Origin of the sequence: Desmonostoc muscorum LEGE 12446, from assembly GCF_015207005.2 — a bacterium.
Taxonomy (GTDB): domain Bacteria; phylum Cyanobacteriota; class Cyanobacteriia; order Cyanobacteriales; family Nostocaceae; genus Nostoc; species Nostoc muscorum.
Map to the genome: position 1 here is coordinate 4,671,369 of NZ_JADEXS020000001.1, position 16,307 is coordinate 4,687,675.

At 40.5% G+C, this 16,307-nt stretch carries 10 protein-coding genes; 7 read left to right on the plus strand and 3 right to left on the minus strand.

The genetic code is table 11. From position 1 onward, the window contains the following. Positions 1 to 32 precede the first annotated feature (32 nt). Positions 33 to 1,235: a phosphoglycerate kinase gene (locus IQ276_RS19975; RefSeq protein ID WP_235115815.1), complete on the minus strand. Its 1,203-nt coding sequence runs from the start codon at positions 1,233 to 1,235 to the stop codon at positions 33 to 35. Positions 1,236 to 1,324: 89 nt separating this feature from the next. Here IQ276_RS19975 and IQ276_RS19980 point away from each other — a divergent pair, with 89 nt between their 5' ends. From IQ276_RS19980 to IQ276_RS19995, 4 genes are all read left to right on the plus strand, one after another. After that, positions 1,325 to 1,732 (plus strand): universal stress protein, encoded by a 408-nt coding sequence (locus tag IQ276_RS19980; RefSeq protein ID WP_073640779.1) that lies wholly within the window; start codon positions 1,325 to 1,327, stop codon positions 1,730 to 1,732. A 322-nt stretch (positions 1,733 to 2,054) separates the two neighbouring features. After that, complete coding sequence (locus IQ276_RS19985; protein ID WP_190880731.1) at positions 2,055 to 2,591, plus strand: nucleotidyltransferase family protein; 537 nt, start codon at positions 2,055 to 2,057, stop codon at positions 2,589 to 2,591. A gap of 177 nt (positions 2,592 to 2,768) precedes the next feature. Continuing rightward, on the plus strand, positions 2,769 to 8,210 hold the full coding sequence (locus IQ276_RS19990; protein WP_235115816.1) for a trifunctional serine/threonine-protein kinase/ATP-binding protein/sensor histidine kinase: 5,442 nt from the start codon (positions 2,769 to 2,771) through the stop codon (positions 8,208 to 8,210). A 538-nt stretch (positions 8,211 to 8,748) separates the two neighbouring features. Further along, the gene (locus IQ276_RS19995; protein ID WP_193914840.1) at positions 8,749 to 9,411 is read left to right on the plus strand and encodes a nuclear transport factor 2 family protein; all 663 of its coding nucleotides are present in this window, start codon (positions 8,749 to 8,751) and stop codon (positions 9,409 to 9,411) included. A 142-nt stretch (positions 9,412 to 9,553) separates the two neighbouring features. Here the strand turns inward: IQ276_RS19995 and IQ276_RS20000 are convergent, their stop codons facing one another. Further along, positions 9,554 to 10,234, minus strand: a complete 681-nt coding sequence (locus tag IQ276_RS20000) for a GntR family transcriptional regulator (protein WP_193914838.1) — start codon at positions 10,232 to 10,234, stop codon at positions 9,554 to 9,556. Positions 10,235 to 10,326: 92 nt separating this feature from the next. Between IQ276_RS20000 and IQ276_RS20005 the strand changes: the two genes are divergently transcribed. From IQ276_RS20005 to IQ276_RS20015, 3 genes are all read left to right on the plus strand, one after another. After that, positions 10,327 to 11,943 (plus strand): 2-isopropylmalate synthase, encoded by a 1,617-nt coding sequence (locus IQ276_RS20005; RefSeq protein ID WP_235116331.1) that lies wholly within the window; start codon positions 10,327 to 10,329, stop codon positions 11,941 to 11,943. A gap of 555 nt (positions 11,944 to 12,498) precedes the next feature. After that, entirely contained in the window at positions 12,499 to 12,927 is a 429-nt protein-coding gene (locus IQ276_RS20010; protein WP_190880721.1) for a KTSC domain-containing protein, read from the plus strand. 317 nt (positions 12,928 to 13,244) lie between these two features. Further along, entirely contained in the window at positions 13,245 to 13,733 is a 489-nt protein-coding gene (locus IQ276_RS20015; protein ID WP_190880719.1) for a molybdenum cofactor biosynthesis protein MoaE, read from the plus strand. Between the two features lie 329 nt (positions 13,734 to 14,062). On the opposite strand, the gene argZ is transcribed toward IQ276_RS20015, so the two are convergent. Beyond that, a complete protein-coding gene (argZ, locus tag IQ276_RS20020; protein WP_190880717.1) occupies positions 14,063 to 16,174 on the minus strand; it encodes a bifunctional arginine dihydrolase/ornithine cyclodeaminase in 2,112 nt (703 codons plus the stop codon). Positions 16,175 to 16,307 lie beyond the last annotated feature (133 nt).

Below are 16,307 nucleotides of genomic sequence, written 5' to 3' on the forward strand. Positions count from 1 at the left end.
TCCCTCATCTCCCTCATCTCCCCATTCCCTACTTACGCATCATCTAAAGCTGCGATACCAGGTAAAACCTTACCTTCAAGTAACTCCAAGCTAGCGCCGCCGCCGGTGGAGATGTGGCTCATTTGATCGGCTAAACCGACTTTTTCCACAGCCGCCACCGAGTCGCCACCGCCGATAATGGTGGTTGTGCCAGTTTTGCTAATTTCGGCGAGGGTATGAGCGATCGCTTCTGTACCTACCGCAAACTTATCAAACTCAAACACACCCATCGGCCCGTTCCAAATTACCGTTTTGGTATCTGCAAGGGCTTCTTGGAAAACTTTTACTGAGTCTGGGCCAATATCCAAACCCATACCATCAGCAGGGATATTTTCAATGCTGACAGTTGTCGCATTCGCATCGGGAGCAAATTTATCTGCCGAGACGATATCTGTGGGTAACAGGAAGGTAACACCACGTTCTTTTGCCTTCGCTTCCAAAGACTTCGCCAATTCTAGCTTGTCTTCTTCCACCAACGACTTACCAACATTCAAACCACGGGCTTTGTAGAAAGTAAAAATCATCCCACCGCCGATGATCAGCTTGTCGCACTTCTCCAGCAGCGTTTCAATCACACCAATTTTACTGGAAACCTTGGAACCACCGATAATTGCAGCCAAAGGACGCTGGGGATTTTCAATGGCGTTTTGGAGATATTCCAATTCCTTCTCAACCAAATATCCAGCCACAGAAGGACTCAGGTATTTAGTCACCCCTTCAGTAGAAGCATGGGCGCGGTGTGCAGTACCAAAAGCATCATTTACATAAAAATCAGCATTGGCTGCCAATTTTTGGGCAAATTCTGGGTCATTTTTCTCTTCTTGTGGGTAGAAGCGGACATTTTCTAGTAAAAGCACTTGCCCATTTTCCAGCGCCGCCACCTTAGCTGCAACTTCATCGCCAATGGAGTCATCAGTTTTGACAACTTCTTGCCCCAACAACTCAGAGAGACGCTTAGCCACAGGCGTCAAGCGCAATTTGTCATCCACACCCTTGGGACGCCCAAAATGGCTTGCGAGAATGACCTTAGCTCCCTTTTGGGTCAAATCTTTGATGGTTGGCAGAGCAGCGCGAATGCGAGTATCGTCTGTGATATTGCCTTGCTCGTCCACAGGCACGTTAAAATCAACCCGCACCAAGGCGCGTTTTCCAGAGATATCAGCCGCAGATAAACTTGCTAAACTTTTTTTGGACACAGCAAACTCTCCTGATTGCCTTTTTGTTATTGTTTTGAAAGTAGAACCATCCAGATTTTACCGGAGTCAGGGGTGCCCAGGTGATAGAGATGTTTAAGACAGTACTATTTCCAATCGATCAAAGCCGGGAAACGCGGGAAGCTGCTGACGTAGTTACCAACATCGTCCAAAAGTACGGCAGTCGCTTAGTGCTGCTGTCTGTGGTAGAAGAACCGCCCCCAGATGCACCTAGTGGAGATCCAATGGTGTCACCAGAGGTAGTTGCCAAATTGCTCCAAAGTGCCCAATCTTTATTTTCTGGACAAGGAATTCAATCTGAAGTTCTGGAAAAGCAAGGCAAACCAGCTTTTACCATCTGCGATGTCGCTGATGAAATCGGAGCAGATTTAATCATCATGGGTTGTCGGGGGCTAGGCTTGACTGAAGAGGGAGCAACTGATAGTGTCACGACTCGCGTGATTAACCTTGCGCCTTGTCCAGTGTTGATTGTGCCGTAAAAACCTGTAGCGTGCGTTAACACAGTTTAACGCACTGCCCAAAATTTCTTGAAATTATTGTTTTCTTGTCTTGACTGATTTTTAAGTCAAAAATAAATTTTTTCGTTTTGTATTCCAATTGTTAGAAGCAAAAATAAATTGTCAGTTGGAAATACTGGCATCGAGGGTTATTTCTCGTTTTTCTTGCTCTGAGCGATCGCCCTTTTGAATTTCACAAAAATTGATTCGCCGAACGTCATAGCAAGACTTTCAACATTGTCAGCTTGATGAAATGTGAATGATAATATTTTCACGTTCTACTTGACAATTCTAGAAATTTGATATGAATATTAACACTCGTTTACAGATGATTTTAACTGATACATCTATTGATACAGTATTACCTGCGATCGCTCAACTAAATTTACCCAACTGGTGGTTAGCCGGAGGTGCAGTCAGAAACACAGTTTGGCGTTCAATTTTTGGCGAACATTGCGGCTTAGGTATTAAAGATTTTGATATTGCATTTTTTGATATAGAAGGAAATCGTTCCCAGGAACTAGCAGCAAAGGCAAATCTCACAGAACAATTCCCTCATGAGCAATTTGATGTCAAAAATCAAGCTAGTTTTGCTCGTTGGCGTCTTGGTGCCAGACCCTACACCAGTACAGAAGATGGTATTACAGATTGGTTACATACTGCTACTGCTGTAGGAGTTCGACTAGACACACAAGGCCAATGGCAATTTTTCACTCCCTACGGGTTAGATGACCTGTTTGCTGGCATTATTCGACCGACACCAGCACATACTCATAACATTGATGCCCACAATAAGGCCTCTGGGTTTTTGTCAAAATGTCCTTATCTGCGGTTGGCGTAAAAGTTACGGCGTTGGTGACCACATGTAGAGACGTTGCAATGCAACGTCTCTCAATTTTTTGGTACGGAATCACAATGTTAATAATTTTCTACGTACTGGGAATAATTAAAATAGAACCCCTCTTTCGGGACAGAACGGGGGGTGATGCAAATTTTATAACTTTATAATCAAAAATCAATGCCAAATCGAACTGGATATCAAATCAACTCGACTCTCCACGAAGGAATTCAAACTGTTATTTATCAAACACAAAAACCAAACACACAACAGCAAGTTATTATCAAGCTGCTTAAAAATGAATATCCTACCCTCGAAGCTTTTACTCGGCTGAAAAATGAGTATCAAATTCAGCAAAGTTTAGACCATCCGAATATAGTTAAAGCCATCAGTTTAGAAACCTTTGATAATCGTGTAGGACTGTTATTAGAAGACTTTGGTGGTCAGTCTTTAGCCCAACTTTTACAAACAGAAAAAATTGATTTAATTAACCATTTAAAAATTGCTATTCAACTGACTAAAGCTTTAGATTATTTACATAAAAACCAGATTATTCATAAAGATATCAAACCTAGTAACATCATCATTAACTCCCAGACGGGTATTGTTAAACTCACTGATTTTGGCATAGCTTCCCGCCTAAATAAGGAAAATCCCCAATTTACTAACCCTAACTCCGTTGAAGGCACACTTGCCTATATGTCTCCTGAACAAACTGGGAGAATGAATCGTATTATCGATTATCGCACTGACTTTTATTCTTTTGGTGTGACTTTATATGAAATGCTCACCGATAAAACACCATTTTTTAACCAAGATCCCCTAGAAATAGTTTATAGTCACATTGCTATTCAACCAATAACTCCGCAATCATTAAATCCGAATATTCCTAGCGCCATCTCCGAAATTGTCATGAAGCTGATGGCAAAAAATGCCGAAGACAGATATCAAAGTGCTACAGGGTTATTAGCAGACTTAGAATTATGTCTCAAGCAGTTAGAAACTCAAGGTATAATTACTAATTTTGTTCCAGGTCGTTTAGATGTTTTAAGCCAGTTATTAATTCCCCAAAAATTATATGGTCGTGAACAACAAGTTAATGAACTCTTAGCAGCATTTGAGCGCGTTACTGACCCCCCTGAATCCCCCCTTACTAATGGGGGACTAAAGGGGGTAGAAATGATGCTAGTTTCTGGTTATTCTGGCATTGGCAAATCAGTTTTAGTCAATGAAGTTAATAAACCCATTACTCGCAGACAAGGTTATTTTATTGCTGGTAAATTTGACCAATTAAAACGAAATATACCTTATGCTTCTTTAATTCAAGCTTTTGCTTACTTAATGCGTTATTTGCTTACAGAAAATAATGAACAAATAGAAAGATGGCGTGATAAAATATTATCAGCTTTAGGAACAAATGGAAAAGTTATTACTGACGTAATTCCAGAAGTAGAATTAATCATTGGTACACAGCCAGAAGTTCCGCAAATTGGGGCAGCAGAATCACAAAACCGCTTCAATCGTGTTTTTAAAGAATTTATCCAAGTCTTCACTCAAAAAGAACATCCATTAGTCATATTTTTAGATGATTTGCAATGGGCAGATTCAGCCACATTAAATTTAATCCAACTGCTGATAACTGACAGCGATAGTAAATATTTGTTGTTTATTGGGGCATATAGAGATAATGAAGTTAGTCCGGCACATCCATTAATCCAAAAAATAGAAGAAATTAAGAATGCCGGTACAGTTGTTAATAATCTAGTGTTGCAGCCTCTAAATTTAGACAATGTAACTCAACTAATTGCTGAAACTCTCCAAGAAACAGAAACTGGAGTTGTGAATCAGCAAATTATCGAACTAGCTGAATTGATTTGTAATAAAACAGGTGGTAATCCCTTTTTTATTACACAACTCATTCAGGTACTTTATCAAGAAAAACTGTTAATATTTGACTTTGTTAATGCTCAATGGCAGTGGAGTATAGCGGATATTCAAGCAATTGGAATTACTGATAAAAATGTAGTAGAACTAGTTGCAAGTCGGGTTGAAAAACTACCAAAGGTTACCCAAGATGTTTTAAAACTAGCAGCTTGTGTGGGTGACAGATTTAGTTTAGATATTTTATCAATAGTCAATCAAAAGTCACCTTCTGTGACAGCCAATGATTTACACTCGGCTTTGCAAGCGGGATTAATTCTGCCTTTAAGTGAAGCTTACCGCATTCCTTTGGTTTTTAATCAAGAAGAAGCGGTGAATTTAAATTTCGATACTTCACGAGTGGGTTATAAGTTCTTACATGACAGAGTACAACAAGCCGCATATTCGTTGATTCCAGAAGAACTCAAGAAATCTACTCATTTAAAAATCGGTCAATTGCTCCTGCAAAATATACCCCAGGAGGAAATAGAAGCAAATATTTTTGATATTGTTAATCAGCTGAATGTAGGTATTGGTAACTTAATAGAGCAATCTGAAAAAACTGAATTAGCACGATTGAATTTAATTGCTGGACAAAAAGCGAAAGCGTCTACAGCTTATGAAGCTGCTCTGAAATACTTAACAACTGGGATAGAACTTTTAAGTATAGACTCTTGGCAAACTGAATATAATTTAACTGTAGGTTTATATGAAGGAGGCGCAGAAGTAGCCTATTTGAGTGGTAATTTTGAGCAGATGTACCAATGGGCTGAGGTAGTGGAGCAAGAAGCTAAAATTCTTTTAGATAAAGTCAAAGTATATGAAGTACAAATTATCGCTTCTATAATTCAAAGCAAACAAATTCAAGCTATTAAGATAGCGATATCGACTCTGCGATTGTTAGGAATAAGCTTTCCAGATGAACCGACATCAGTTGATATTCAGCAAGGGATGGATGAAATCGCTGCTGCGTTGGAAGGGAAAGTGATTGCAGATTTAATTAACTTACCATTGATGACCGATCCTAACAAGATTGCAGCCATGAGAATCTTAATGGGAGTTCTCCCAGCGGCTTTTCAAACTGCTCCCGCAATGATGCCAATTATTGTCTGTGAAATGGTCAATTTGTCTTTAAAATATGGCAATACGGCTGTATCTGGTTATGGTTATAGTCTTTATGGATTACTTCTTTGTGGAGTTCAAGGGGAAATTGATTCTGGCTATGAATTTGGCAAATTAGCTTCAAGTTTAGTCTCACAATTTAATGCTCAAGAACTCAAGGCTAAAATTCTGACGGTTGTTAGCGCTCATGTTATGCATTGGAAGGAGCATGTTAAGGAGACATTAATATCATCAATGGCAGGATATTCTAGTGGTTTGGAAACTGGAGATTTAGAATATGCTGGCTATTGTGGTTACATTTATCCCTATCATTCATTTTGGTTAGGTAAAGAACTTTCGGTTTTAGAAAAAGAATTAAGAGCTTATTGTGATTCGCTGAAAAAAATCAAGCAACAAGTAGCTTTAACTTGGAATTTAGTATATTTACAAACACTTTTGAATTTGCAAGGAAGTTGGGAAAATGTTGATTGTTTAATTGGAGAAGCCTACGATGAACAAAGCATGTTGCCAATTCATCAGCAACTCAACGACCTTTATACAATTAACCATCTATTTGTGAATAAGCTGATGCTCTCTTACTTATTTGGAGAGTATTTTAAAGCTGTAGAAAATGCTGCGATCGCAGAAAAATCTTTAGGTGGTGTTACAGGGTTATTTGTTGTTCCACTGTTCTATTTTTACGATTCTTTAGCCCACTTGGCTATCTATCATACCGCTAAAGAGTCTGAGCAGCAAGCTATTTTGCAAAAAGTTGAAGCTAATCAACAAAAAATGGAACTCTGGGCTACTCATGCTCCCACAAATCACTTACACAGATTTTATCTTGTGGAAGCACAACGATATCAAGTTTTAGGTCAAAAGCTTGAAGCAATGGACTACTATGAAAATTCTCTTGCTAAATCTCAAGAAAACGGTTTTCTCCAAGAAGAAGCTTTAGCTTATGAGTTAGCAGGAAAATTTTATCAATCTCTAGGCAAACAGTTAATTTCTCAAACTTATATAACTAAAGCCTATTATACCTATATTCGTTGGGGTGCGATCGCTAAAGTCAAACACCTAGAATTACAGTACCCTTTTCTAATAGGACAAACTAATACCGTAGAAACTTCTATTTCCAAACTAGATAAAATTCAACTTACTACCACCACGACTACTAACAGCAGCTTAAGCGATTTTCTAGATTTTCATGCATTCATCAAGTTTTCACAGGCGATTACTAATGAAATTATTTTAGAAAATTTGTTGAGTAAGTTAATCAAAATCTTACTAGAGAATGCTGCTGCACAAAAAGCATTATTACTCTTACTAAAAGACAATAAACTATATATTGAAGCTTCCGGCAATGCTACTGAAAACGCGGTGACAGTTTTACATTCTATTCCTGTTGAAAGCTATGAATATTTACCGCTAACTGTGATTAACTTTGTTTTGCGAACTCAGCAATATCTTGTATTAAATGAGGCCATAATTGCAGAACCATTTAATGTTGATATCTATATTCAACAATCTCAAACAAAATCAATCTTTTGTTTGCCGATTATTTATCAATCACACCTTACTGGTATTATTTATTTAGAAAACAAGTTATCATCAGGAGCTTTTATCCCAGAAAGAGTAGAGGTTTTAAAAGTCTTAGTTTCTCAAATGGCTATTGCTATAGAAAATGCCCGTTTGTATACAACAGAGCAAGATAAATCTAGGCAATTAGAACAGTCCTTCAAAGATTTACAAGAAGCACAAATACAACTTATCCAAAGTGAAAAAATGTCTTCTCTGGGGAATTTAGTTGCAGGTGTGGCACACGAAATCAACAACCCCATTGCTTTTATTACAGGTAGTATCGCCCACGCTAAAGGTACTGTAAAAGATTTAATCGATTATCTGCAACTGTATCGAGAAAAATTCCCCAATCCTGGTGTTGAAATTGAAGAAAAAGGCGAAGAAATAGATATAGATTTCTTGCTCAAAGATTTACCAAAAATGATTGATGGGATGACGTTGGGGACGCAGCGTATTCGTAATATTAGTACCTCTCTCCGCACTTTTTCCCGCGCTGATACCACTTCTAAAGTATTAGCTAATATTCATGAAGGTATTGATAGTACTTTAATGATTTTACAGCATCGTCTGAAAGCCGATCATAATCGCCCAGCTATTCAAGTGATTAAAAATTATGGAGATATCCCATTAGTGAAATGCTATTTGGGACAATTGAATCAGGTGTTTATGAATATTCTGGCAAATGCGATCGATGCTTTAGAAGAAGCAAATATTGGTCGTAGTTTTATAGAAATTGATGAAAATTATCCTAATATTATCACTATTTTCAGTTATCTGAGTGAAAACAAGGAAAATGTGGTAATTAAGATTCAAGATAATGCCAAAGGAATGCCGGAAGAAGTTAAAGCCTGTATTTTTGAAAATCTATTTACTACCAAATCTGTAGGAAAAGGTACGGGATTAGGATTATCTATTAGCCGCCAAATTATAGTAGAAAACCACACTGGCAGTTTGACTTGTGAATCAACTGTCGGACAAGGAACAGAATTTATAATTTCTATTCCCATTTTTGGAGAATAAGGGATTTCTGTATCAATATTTTCGGGAAATGGTATTAAATAGGTTGGGTATTTTCTGTATCATTAATAGACCTCTTGCAAAAGTCCCCTAACACCCCACCCCCAGCCCCTCCCCGCTTGCGGGGAGGGGAGACTTTGACGTAAGTCAAAGGCGGGGTGGGGTTCTTTTTTTTGATTTATGCAAGAAGTCTAATGATTTAAGATTGCTATAGTAATTATATTTAAATTGTAAAAATTGCTAATACCAAAGGTTATTTAAATGCTAATAAAACTCTGTCAGTAGCAATTTCATTACTTAATCAAATCAATATAAATTTAGCTGCAATCGACATTATAAAATTTATTGATTGCCTGTTATAACTGGTTGTATCAATCAAATCTTGTACTAGCTTTATCATTTACTAGCTGATATCAAAGTAAGCTCTAGCTAAATATGCAATAATTTTAGCAATTTTTTATGAGCTAAATTTATCCGATGAAATTTTAGTTTGTGGTAAAGTACGAGATGCGAAAATTGTGAAAATTAAGGGAGTCATCTTGTGGAAAAAAGAAGAGAAAATGGGCGAATCATTTCCAAAGCTATCTCGTTTTTGTTCAATCGTATAAGCTTGATTGTGGTTGCAGTCGCTCTTGTGCTGTTAATTGGAGGTAGGTTTGAAATAGCAAGTGCGACTCAACCTAATGCAGAATTAGAAATTCAAAAATTAGCAAGCTGTTACGCACTAGGAACTGACGCCATTGGTAGAGGAAATCTCTTAGAAGGAAAGAATATTTATCGGAATTGTTTTACTCAAGATGCAGTCCTCACTGCTGTTTTTCCTGATGGGGCAAGTGAAACACGGATTGGCACAGATTCATGGGCAGATTTTGTTTATTCAGTATTCCAAGGAAATGGATATCTAGCTACTCAACATTTGATGGGTACGATAAACATTTCATTTAAAAATAATAAAGCAACAATGACTTCTTACCTTCACGCGACTCATAAACGTTCGGAAACTAGTATTGATGTCGCTAATGGTACTTATGAAGATGAAGTTGTCAATAGAAATGGACAGTGGAAAATTCGTAATCGTACCCTCACACTCATCGATTTCTTAAACCTCAGTTCTCCAACTAGTGGTTCTTCAGCCGCTAATGCTCGAACTGCTAATTCCTCTACTACCTTTGTCAGACCAAATATACCTCGCTTAAAGCAGTAATTGTTCAGTCTAGATAAGCCAAAAGTCAAAATTTAAAAAGTAAAAGAAAGATGAATTCAGTATTTCTTTTACTTTTTACTTTTTATTATGTTTTTTCTTCCAAGATGGTGTAAATTTTACGTTGAGTCTGTTCTAGTAAGAATCACCGCTTGTGAGCTATTTGCTGTAAGTATCCAACTAGCTGTTCTCCGGCGGTTTCAATGTGGCGTTTCAGTAGCCGAACAGCAGTTTTTGTATCCTGCTGACGACAAGCATCTAAGAGCTGATAATGTTCTTTTTGAGAACGCTCTTGGTAATCCATCTGTGCTAATTGTACGCGGACATAGCGATCGCAATTAACATGTAAAGTCTTAATCATCGCCAATAACCTGGGACGTTCAGCAGTAGCATACAGCGTTGCATGAAATTCCCAGTTCAATTTTGCCAATATACCCGCATCGGTTGCTTTCACTGTCGCTTCTAAAATCACAGCAGCTTTTTCTATATCTGTTTCCCTGAACTTGGGTATTGCCAATTGCATTGCTTTTACTTCCAAGGCGCTACGAATTTCACAGATTTCTTGCGCCTCTAGGGCTGTCAACACTGATACTATGGCACCGCGATTTAGATGCAGTGTTACCAATCCTTCGGCTTCTAGCTGCTTGAGGGCTTCGCGCACGGGAATGCGGCTAACTCCAAACTGAGTAGCGATTTCATCCTGTCGCAGGGATTGTCCTTCCTGAAAAATTCCCCGCAGAATCGCTTCCCGCAAAGCATCGGCAATCAAATCTGGGGTACTGCGTTGTTGTTGCAGCACGTTGGCTGCCAAATCATTTAAGTTCATAATTTATATTGTATACAAAATTTATAAGATTGTATACAATATCCAAAGTAGAATTTTTAAACATTCCTCTGAATACGGAGACAGTTATGAGCATTGCATCTCAACCAGACCGAATTATCATCTTCGACACCACGTTACGGGATGGCGAACAGTCACCAGGGGCAACCCTAAATGTGGAAGAGAAATTAGCGATCGCTCATCAACTGTCTTTACTCGGTGTCGATGTGATTGAAGCAGGTTTTGCGGTTGCTAGTCCGGGAGATTTTCAAGCCGTTAAAACCATTGCCGAACAAGTCGGGATACCTGGCGGGCCAATCATTTGCAGTTTGGCAAGAGCTGTTCGCCAAGACATTCAAGCCGCCGCCGAAGCCTTGAAAGGAGCCGATCGCCCCAGAATCCACACAATGATTTCTACTTCTGATATTCACTTGAAATACCAGTTGAAAAAATCTCGCAGCGAAGTATTGGCGATCGCAGCAGAAATGATTGCCTATGCCAAATCGTTTGTAGACGATGTAGAATTTTCACCAATGGATGCTAGTCGCACGGAGCCAGAGTTTCTCTATCAAGTTTTGGAAACTGCGATCGCAGCTGGTGCAACTACAATCAACATTCCTGATACCGTTGGTTACTGCACGCCTAAAGAAATCGGCACTTTAATTCAGGGAATTCGCTCCCATGTTCCCAATATAGATGGAGTGATTCTTTCCATTCACACCCAAAATGATTTGGGTTTGGCCACAGCTAACGCTTTAGCAGCAATTGAATATGGCGTGCGTCAGGTGGAGTGTACCATTAATGGCATTGGCGAACGAGCGGGTAATGCAGCATTGGAAGAGATTGTCATGGCGTTGCAGGTTCGCAAACCATTTTTTAACCCATACTTTGGCCGTTCCGTTGAATCAGATGCACCTTTGACTAATATTAAGACTCAGGAGATTTACAAAACCTCATCCTTAGTTTCCCAGTTAACCGGAATGCTGATTCAGCCAAATAAAGCGATCGTCGGCGCAAACGCTTTCGCCCATGAATCTGGAATTCACCAAGATGGGATTATTAAGCACCGCCAAACCTACGAAATTATGGAAGCTGCTGCCATCGGTTTACCAGAAAATCGCATTGTTTTGGGCAAACACTCAGGAAGAAATGCTTTTCGTACCAGGCTCAAGGAATTGGGATTTGAATTGAACGAAGGGGATTTGAACAAAGCCTTCAACCGGTTCAAAGAAGTGGCCGATAAGAAAAAAGAAATATCAGATTGGGACTTAGAAGCGATCGTTCGAGATGAAACTCAGATTCAAGTAGAAAGTGGCTTCCAAATCGAACACGTCCAGGTAATCTGCGGAGACTGCACTTGCCCCACTGCAACCATCACAATTGTTACCCCCGATGGCAAAATTCTCACCGATGCCAGTGTCGGTACGGGGCCAGTGGATGCGGTGTATCAAGCAATCAATCGATTGGTGCAGATTCCCAATCAACTAATTGAATTTTCGGTGCAATCTGTGACTGGCGGAATTGATGCATTGGGAACCGTCACAGTTCGTTTGCGGCATGAGGAGCGGATATTCTCCGGGCAAGCATCCGATACTGATATCGTGGTAGCTGCGGCTTATGCCCATACCAACGCCCTGAATCGTCTTTATCGTTACTTGCAAACCCAAACTCAGAGATCCCATTTCCATGAGGTAGATTCTGCTGTGGTATGAAGCGATCAAGTTCATCTGTGTCAGATGACACACGCCCATTAGACTGTTAGGGTATACCCTACGGTAAATCGATACAGCGTATTTCAGGTAAATGAAGTACACGCGTAGTCAACTTAACGCGAAATGGGCGGTTAGAAACCGCGTCTACACAGACGAAACCCGCCTGCGCGGGTTAAGAAACCTTAATTTTCTTTGAGTCCGCACCAGGCGACTTTGCTATAGCCGCGAATTCTATTGGCCCAGGCTTACAGCAGTTTTCATGTATTTGAACCACATCTGTTGTAGGGGCACAGCAATGCTGTGCCCCTACCGCGTGGTCTATTTACCTGAAAATAGCTGTAAGTTGACACCAATGCAACATGTTGTGCCCATACAATTATCTGTACCTCACCAAATTGCAATTTGCTGTATGTATCAACATTTTCATTAAATGGTATCAGCCTCAGTAAAAGCTTGACAAACAACCACTTTTATAGTACATTTATACTATAAATATTTTCGTGTTGCATAAAACTTTAACACTCCCGACTACGCCAACAGGAGAGCAGAAAATAAATGAGGCTATCTAAGGTAGACTTGAGCAGTTTAGTAGCGATCGCTCACTCTGACGGATATTTGCAGTTGTTACTCGATCGGGGTAACGAATTAGAGTTTTTGGAAATTCCGGCGCCGATACAAGCTTATGAAGGATTGCAAGAACTGAGCGAAGTTATCGCCGAAACTACTGCACTACCATTTGAGGAAGAACCAATTGCCATGTTACCAGTTAGCTCATCAATGGCGGCGGCTCTAGGCTACGATCGCGACGAACAGATTTTGCAAGTTGAGTTTCAAAATGGCGCTGTTTATCAGTACTTAGGCGTAGACGAGGATACTTGGGAAGATTTACATGCCTCTGATTCAATTGGCGGTTTTTTCAATCAAGAAATTAAAGGCAGATATGAGTGCGATCGTATAGATAACACCGATTATATTAATGACTAAAAGAGAATTCAGAATTCTGAATTTTGATTCCTGAATTCTTTTTTCTTAATAACTGCATCTAGAGTTTTCAATAATTCTTGCGTTGTGTAGAGCTTTAAGCCTCGCTGCTTCATTCTTACACACTGTAGATTTCATTCAAATTATTTAAATTAAGTAAACAAGCAGATAACTTGATTACTTTAATATAGTAGTATGCCTGAAGGAGGATAACAGCAAATTTTGGCGATTTGAGGAAAATTTAGAACAGCAAGCAAACATAGCCTAGCAGTGCTTTCTTCAGGGAGAATAGAAAAAGCCCACATAATATTGACGCAGTTATGACAACTACACTTACCTCTCGTGTTAAACCAAGAGCTGAAGATAGTTTTGCCATTAGCTTTGCACCATTGTCTTTGGAAGAGATATATACCAAATCTGACGATCCAGCTAACGGTGCCGTAGTTTTGATGAGTGGAATGGTTCGTAATCAAACCGACGGTAAACCAGTGGTTGCCCTAGAGTATCAAGCTTATGAACCGATGGCATTGCAGATATTTTATCAAATTGCTGCTGATATTCGTTTATCTACATCTGATGTGAATCGAGTAGCAATTCATCATCGTATCGGACGTTTGCGAGTTGGGGAAATCAGCGTTGTAGTAGCAGTGGGTTGTCCTCATCGCAGTGAAGCGTTTGAAGCTTGCCGCTATGCTATTGACACCCTCAAACATAACGCACCTATATGGAAGAAAGAACATTGGCAAGATGGTTCTAGCCACTGGGTGAGTATTGGTGCTTGCGAACAGTTAGGAGACAATTGTTCTTAAGAATTGGGCATGGGGCATTGGGAGTGCTGTACATGGATAGCGGGGCGTTTAGCCCGTTAAGAGTTAGGAGTTATTATTTTTTTGTTTAAGGGACTTCCAATTAAAAAAACATCCCACCGTAGGGTAGCACAGCTGTGCTACCCGAAAAATGTACAAATAATTTGGGATAATTTATTTTCTGGAAGTCCCTAAGTTCCGCTAGAAAAAAAAATAGTAGGATAGGAAATGCCTACCCTACTATTAAGCTTGTTACGCCCAATGGCGATCGCTAGATCACTTTTGATAGCCGTGCATCAAAGTTCTACGTGTCTCTAGAGCGGTTTGTTTTTTTAACTTACCTTACTAATATAGGGACTTGTTAATTTATCTAACTGCTGAATCAAGAGACTGAGGAATAATCCCACATCTGTCACCACACCCACTGATTCTACAGAACCGCGATCGCTTAATTTAGTCACTACAGCTGGATTAATATCCACACATACCATTTTCACCCCCGCCGGAGTCATATTGCCCACGCCAATGGAATGTAGCATTGATGACAGCATCAAAATCATCTCTGCACCTTCTAAGTTTTTGGCATATTGCTCTTGTGCTTGAATCAAATCCATTTGGGTATCAGGTAAAGGCCCATCATCCCGAATTGAACCAGCAAGCACAAAAGGTACATGGTTGTGGACACATTCATACATCACGCCACTCTTAATTACCCCCGCCTCCACGGCCTTGGCAATACTACCATAACGGCGGATGGTATTAATTACCTTTAGGTGATGGCGGTGTCCACCACGGACGGCGACACCCCGTTTCATATCCATACCCAAGGAGGTGCCCATCATATTTTGCTCGATGTCGTGGACAGCGATCGCATTCCCACCGAGTAGCGCTTGTACATATCCTTGGCGAATTAGTTGCGCTAGGTGTTCGCCGCCACCAGTGTGAATCACCACAGGGCCAGCGGTAACAACTACTTTACCACCAGCATCGCGGATTTTACGTAATTCCCAAGCTACTTGTTCCACGACTAATTCCACGCGGCGTTCGCTGGAAACTCCCGACGACATAAAGCTGAATTCTTGGGTGCTGCGTTGTTCCCGGGATTCGGTTTTGCGGATGGTGCGGATACCCAACACGTCTGTAACTACCTGTTCGCCAATTTCTAATTCGCGTAGTAATTTACACCTTGCTTTTAAGCCATTGGGTGTTTGAGTAATGGCGATCGCGCCATCCATCCGCTGATTTTCCACCTTCACCCACTGACCATTAATTCGCACTTCGGTGGGGTAAATTGTACTGACGTAGAAATCATCAGGCGCTACCCCATTTTGGATTACAGGCTCTAGTTTAGCGTCCCGCTCATCTTGGGGTAAGTCTACAGCACCCAAATCAATCAACCGCGAAATGATTTCTTCCATCACTTCATGGGATGGTGCTGATACCTTCACCTCAGCGGCTGAGGTACTTTGGCGTTGTTCTCCCAAGTTGAAATTCAGAACTTGGAAACTTCCGCCAGCGTCTACAATCAAATCGAGAGCGCGGTTAATCAAACCAGCATCTAGCAAGTGTCCTTCCATGCGAATGACGCGGCTTTCTACCGAGACATTCGCATGAATTTCATCTCTAACTGGTTCTGTCACCCGTAGGGTTAGGCATTTAGCCGCACCACCAGCTTTGAGAAATTCGGTAAGCGGCGTTTCCAGCACTTGGAAACCCACATCTGCAAGGCGTGTTTTCAAAGCATCACTCGCCTTGTTCATGATGACGATGCTCTCCACATTCACCGCATTACAAGCGAAGTTGACTGCATCAGCTTCGGCAATGGCGATTCGCTTTTCTGGTGCGACTCGCATTTGGATTAAGCGGTTGGAGTAAGAATCAAAAGCACCTGGATAGTACAGCAAATAGCCATTTGCTAAGGGGCAAAAGCAGGTATCCAAGTGATAGAAACGTTCGTCTATCAGTCGCAGGGAGAGTACTTCAATATCCAGCCATTTGGCTAGGTAAGGGTGGGAATCTAATTCTGAGCGGAAACCGTATCCCGCCCATAACCAGCGTCCTTCCCGATCCAGCAGTGCGTCTCCTGCTCCTTCAAATGGCAAATCTTTGGGAAGTTCATTGACTGTATAACCATTTTCCTCAAACCATTGCTTGAAGTAAGGTTCTTCTCCCTGACGTTCTTTGTGTAAAAAACGACTAAGGACAACGTTATCTCCCAGTACCAAACCAGCGTTGGCTGTAAAAACCAAATCAGGCCAACCTTTTTCAGGTGATACTAAGTCTACAATGGCGTGTTGTTTAAGAATCTGGTGTAGTCCCTGCCACTGTTCTACGGCGCGATCGCGCGATGATTTATGGATGTTCCCTTCCATCCAGGGATTAATCACATAATCTACATCGTAGTAATCGGGAGGACACATCAAAAAGCGAATCCGGGAAGTCATAAAAATCTTACAAGCGTATTATTGGATACAGATTTTCGTTTTTCCAATTTGTCACATCTGCTACTAAGGCTCTACCTTTTAATAGCGGATATCTTGGTGATTACAAAGGGTGCGTTCGCTCTGTTTTACTGCT

Coding starts and splice junctions, on each gene's coding strand:
- IQ276_RS19980 (WP_073640779.1), top strand. CDS start 1,325: ATGTTTAAGACAGTACTATTTCCAATCGATCAAAGCCGGGAAACGCGG.
- IQ276_RS19985 (WP_190880731.1), top strand. CDS start 2,055: ATGAATATTAACACTCGTTTACAGATGATTTTAACTGATACATCTATT.
- IQ276_RS19990 (WP_235115816.1), top strand. CDS start 2,769: ATGCCAAATCGAACTGGATATCAAATCAACTCGACTCTCCACGAAGGA.
- IQ276_RS20000 (WP_193914838.1), bottom strand. CDS start 10,234: ATGAACTTAAATGATTTGGCAGCCAACGTGCTGCAACAACAACGCAGT.
- IQ276_RS20010 (WP_190880721.1), top strand. CDS start 12,499: ATGAGGCTATCTAAGGTAGACTTGAGCAGTTTAGTAGCGATCGCTCAC.
- IQ276_RS20015 (WP_190880719.1), top strand. CDS start 13,245: ATGACAACTACACTTACCTCTCGTGTTAAACCAAGAGCTGAAGATAGT.
- argZ (WP_190880717.1), bottom strand. CDS start 16,174: ATGACTTCCCGGATTCGCTTTTTGATGTGTCCTCCCGATTACTACGAT.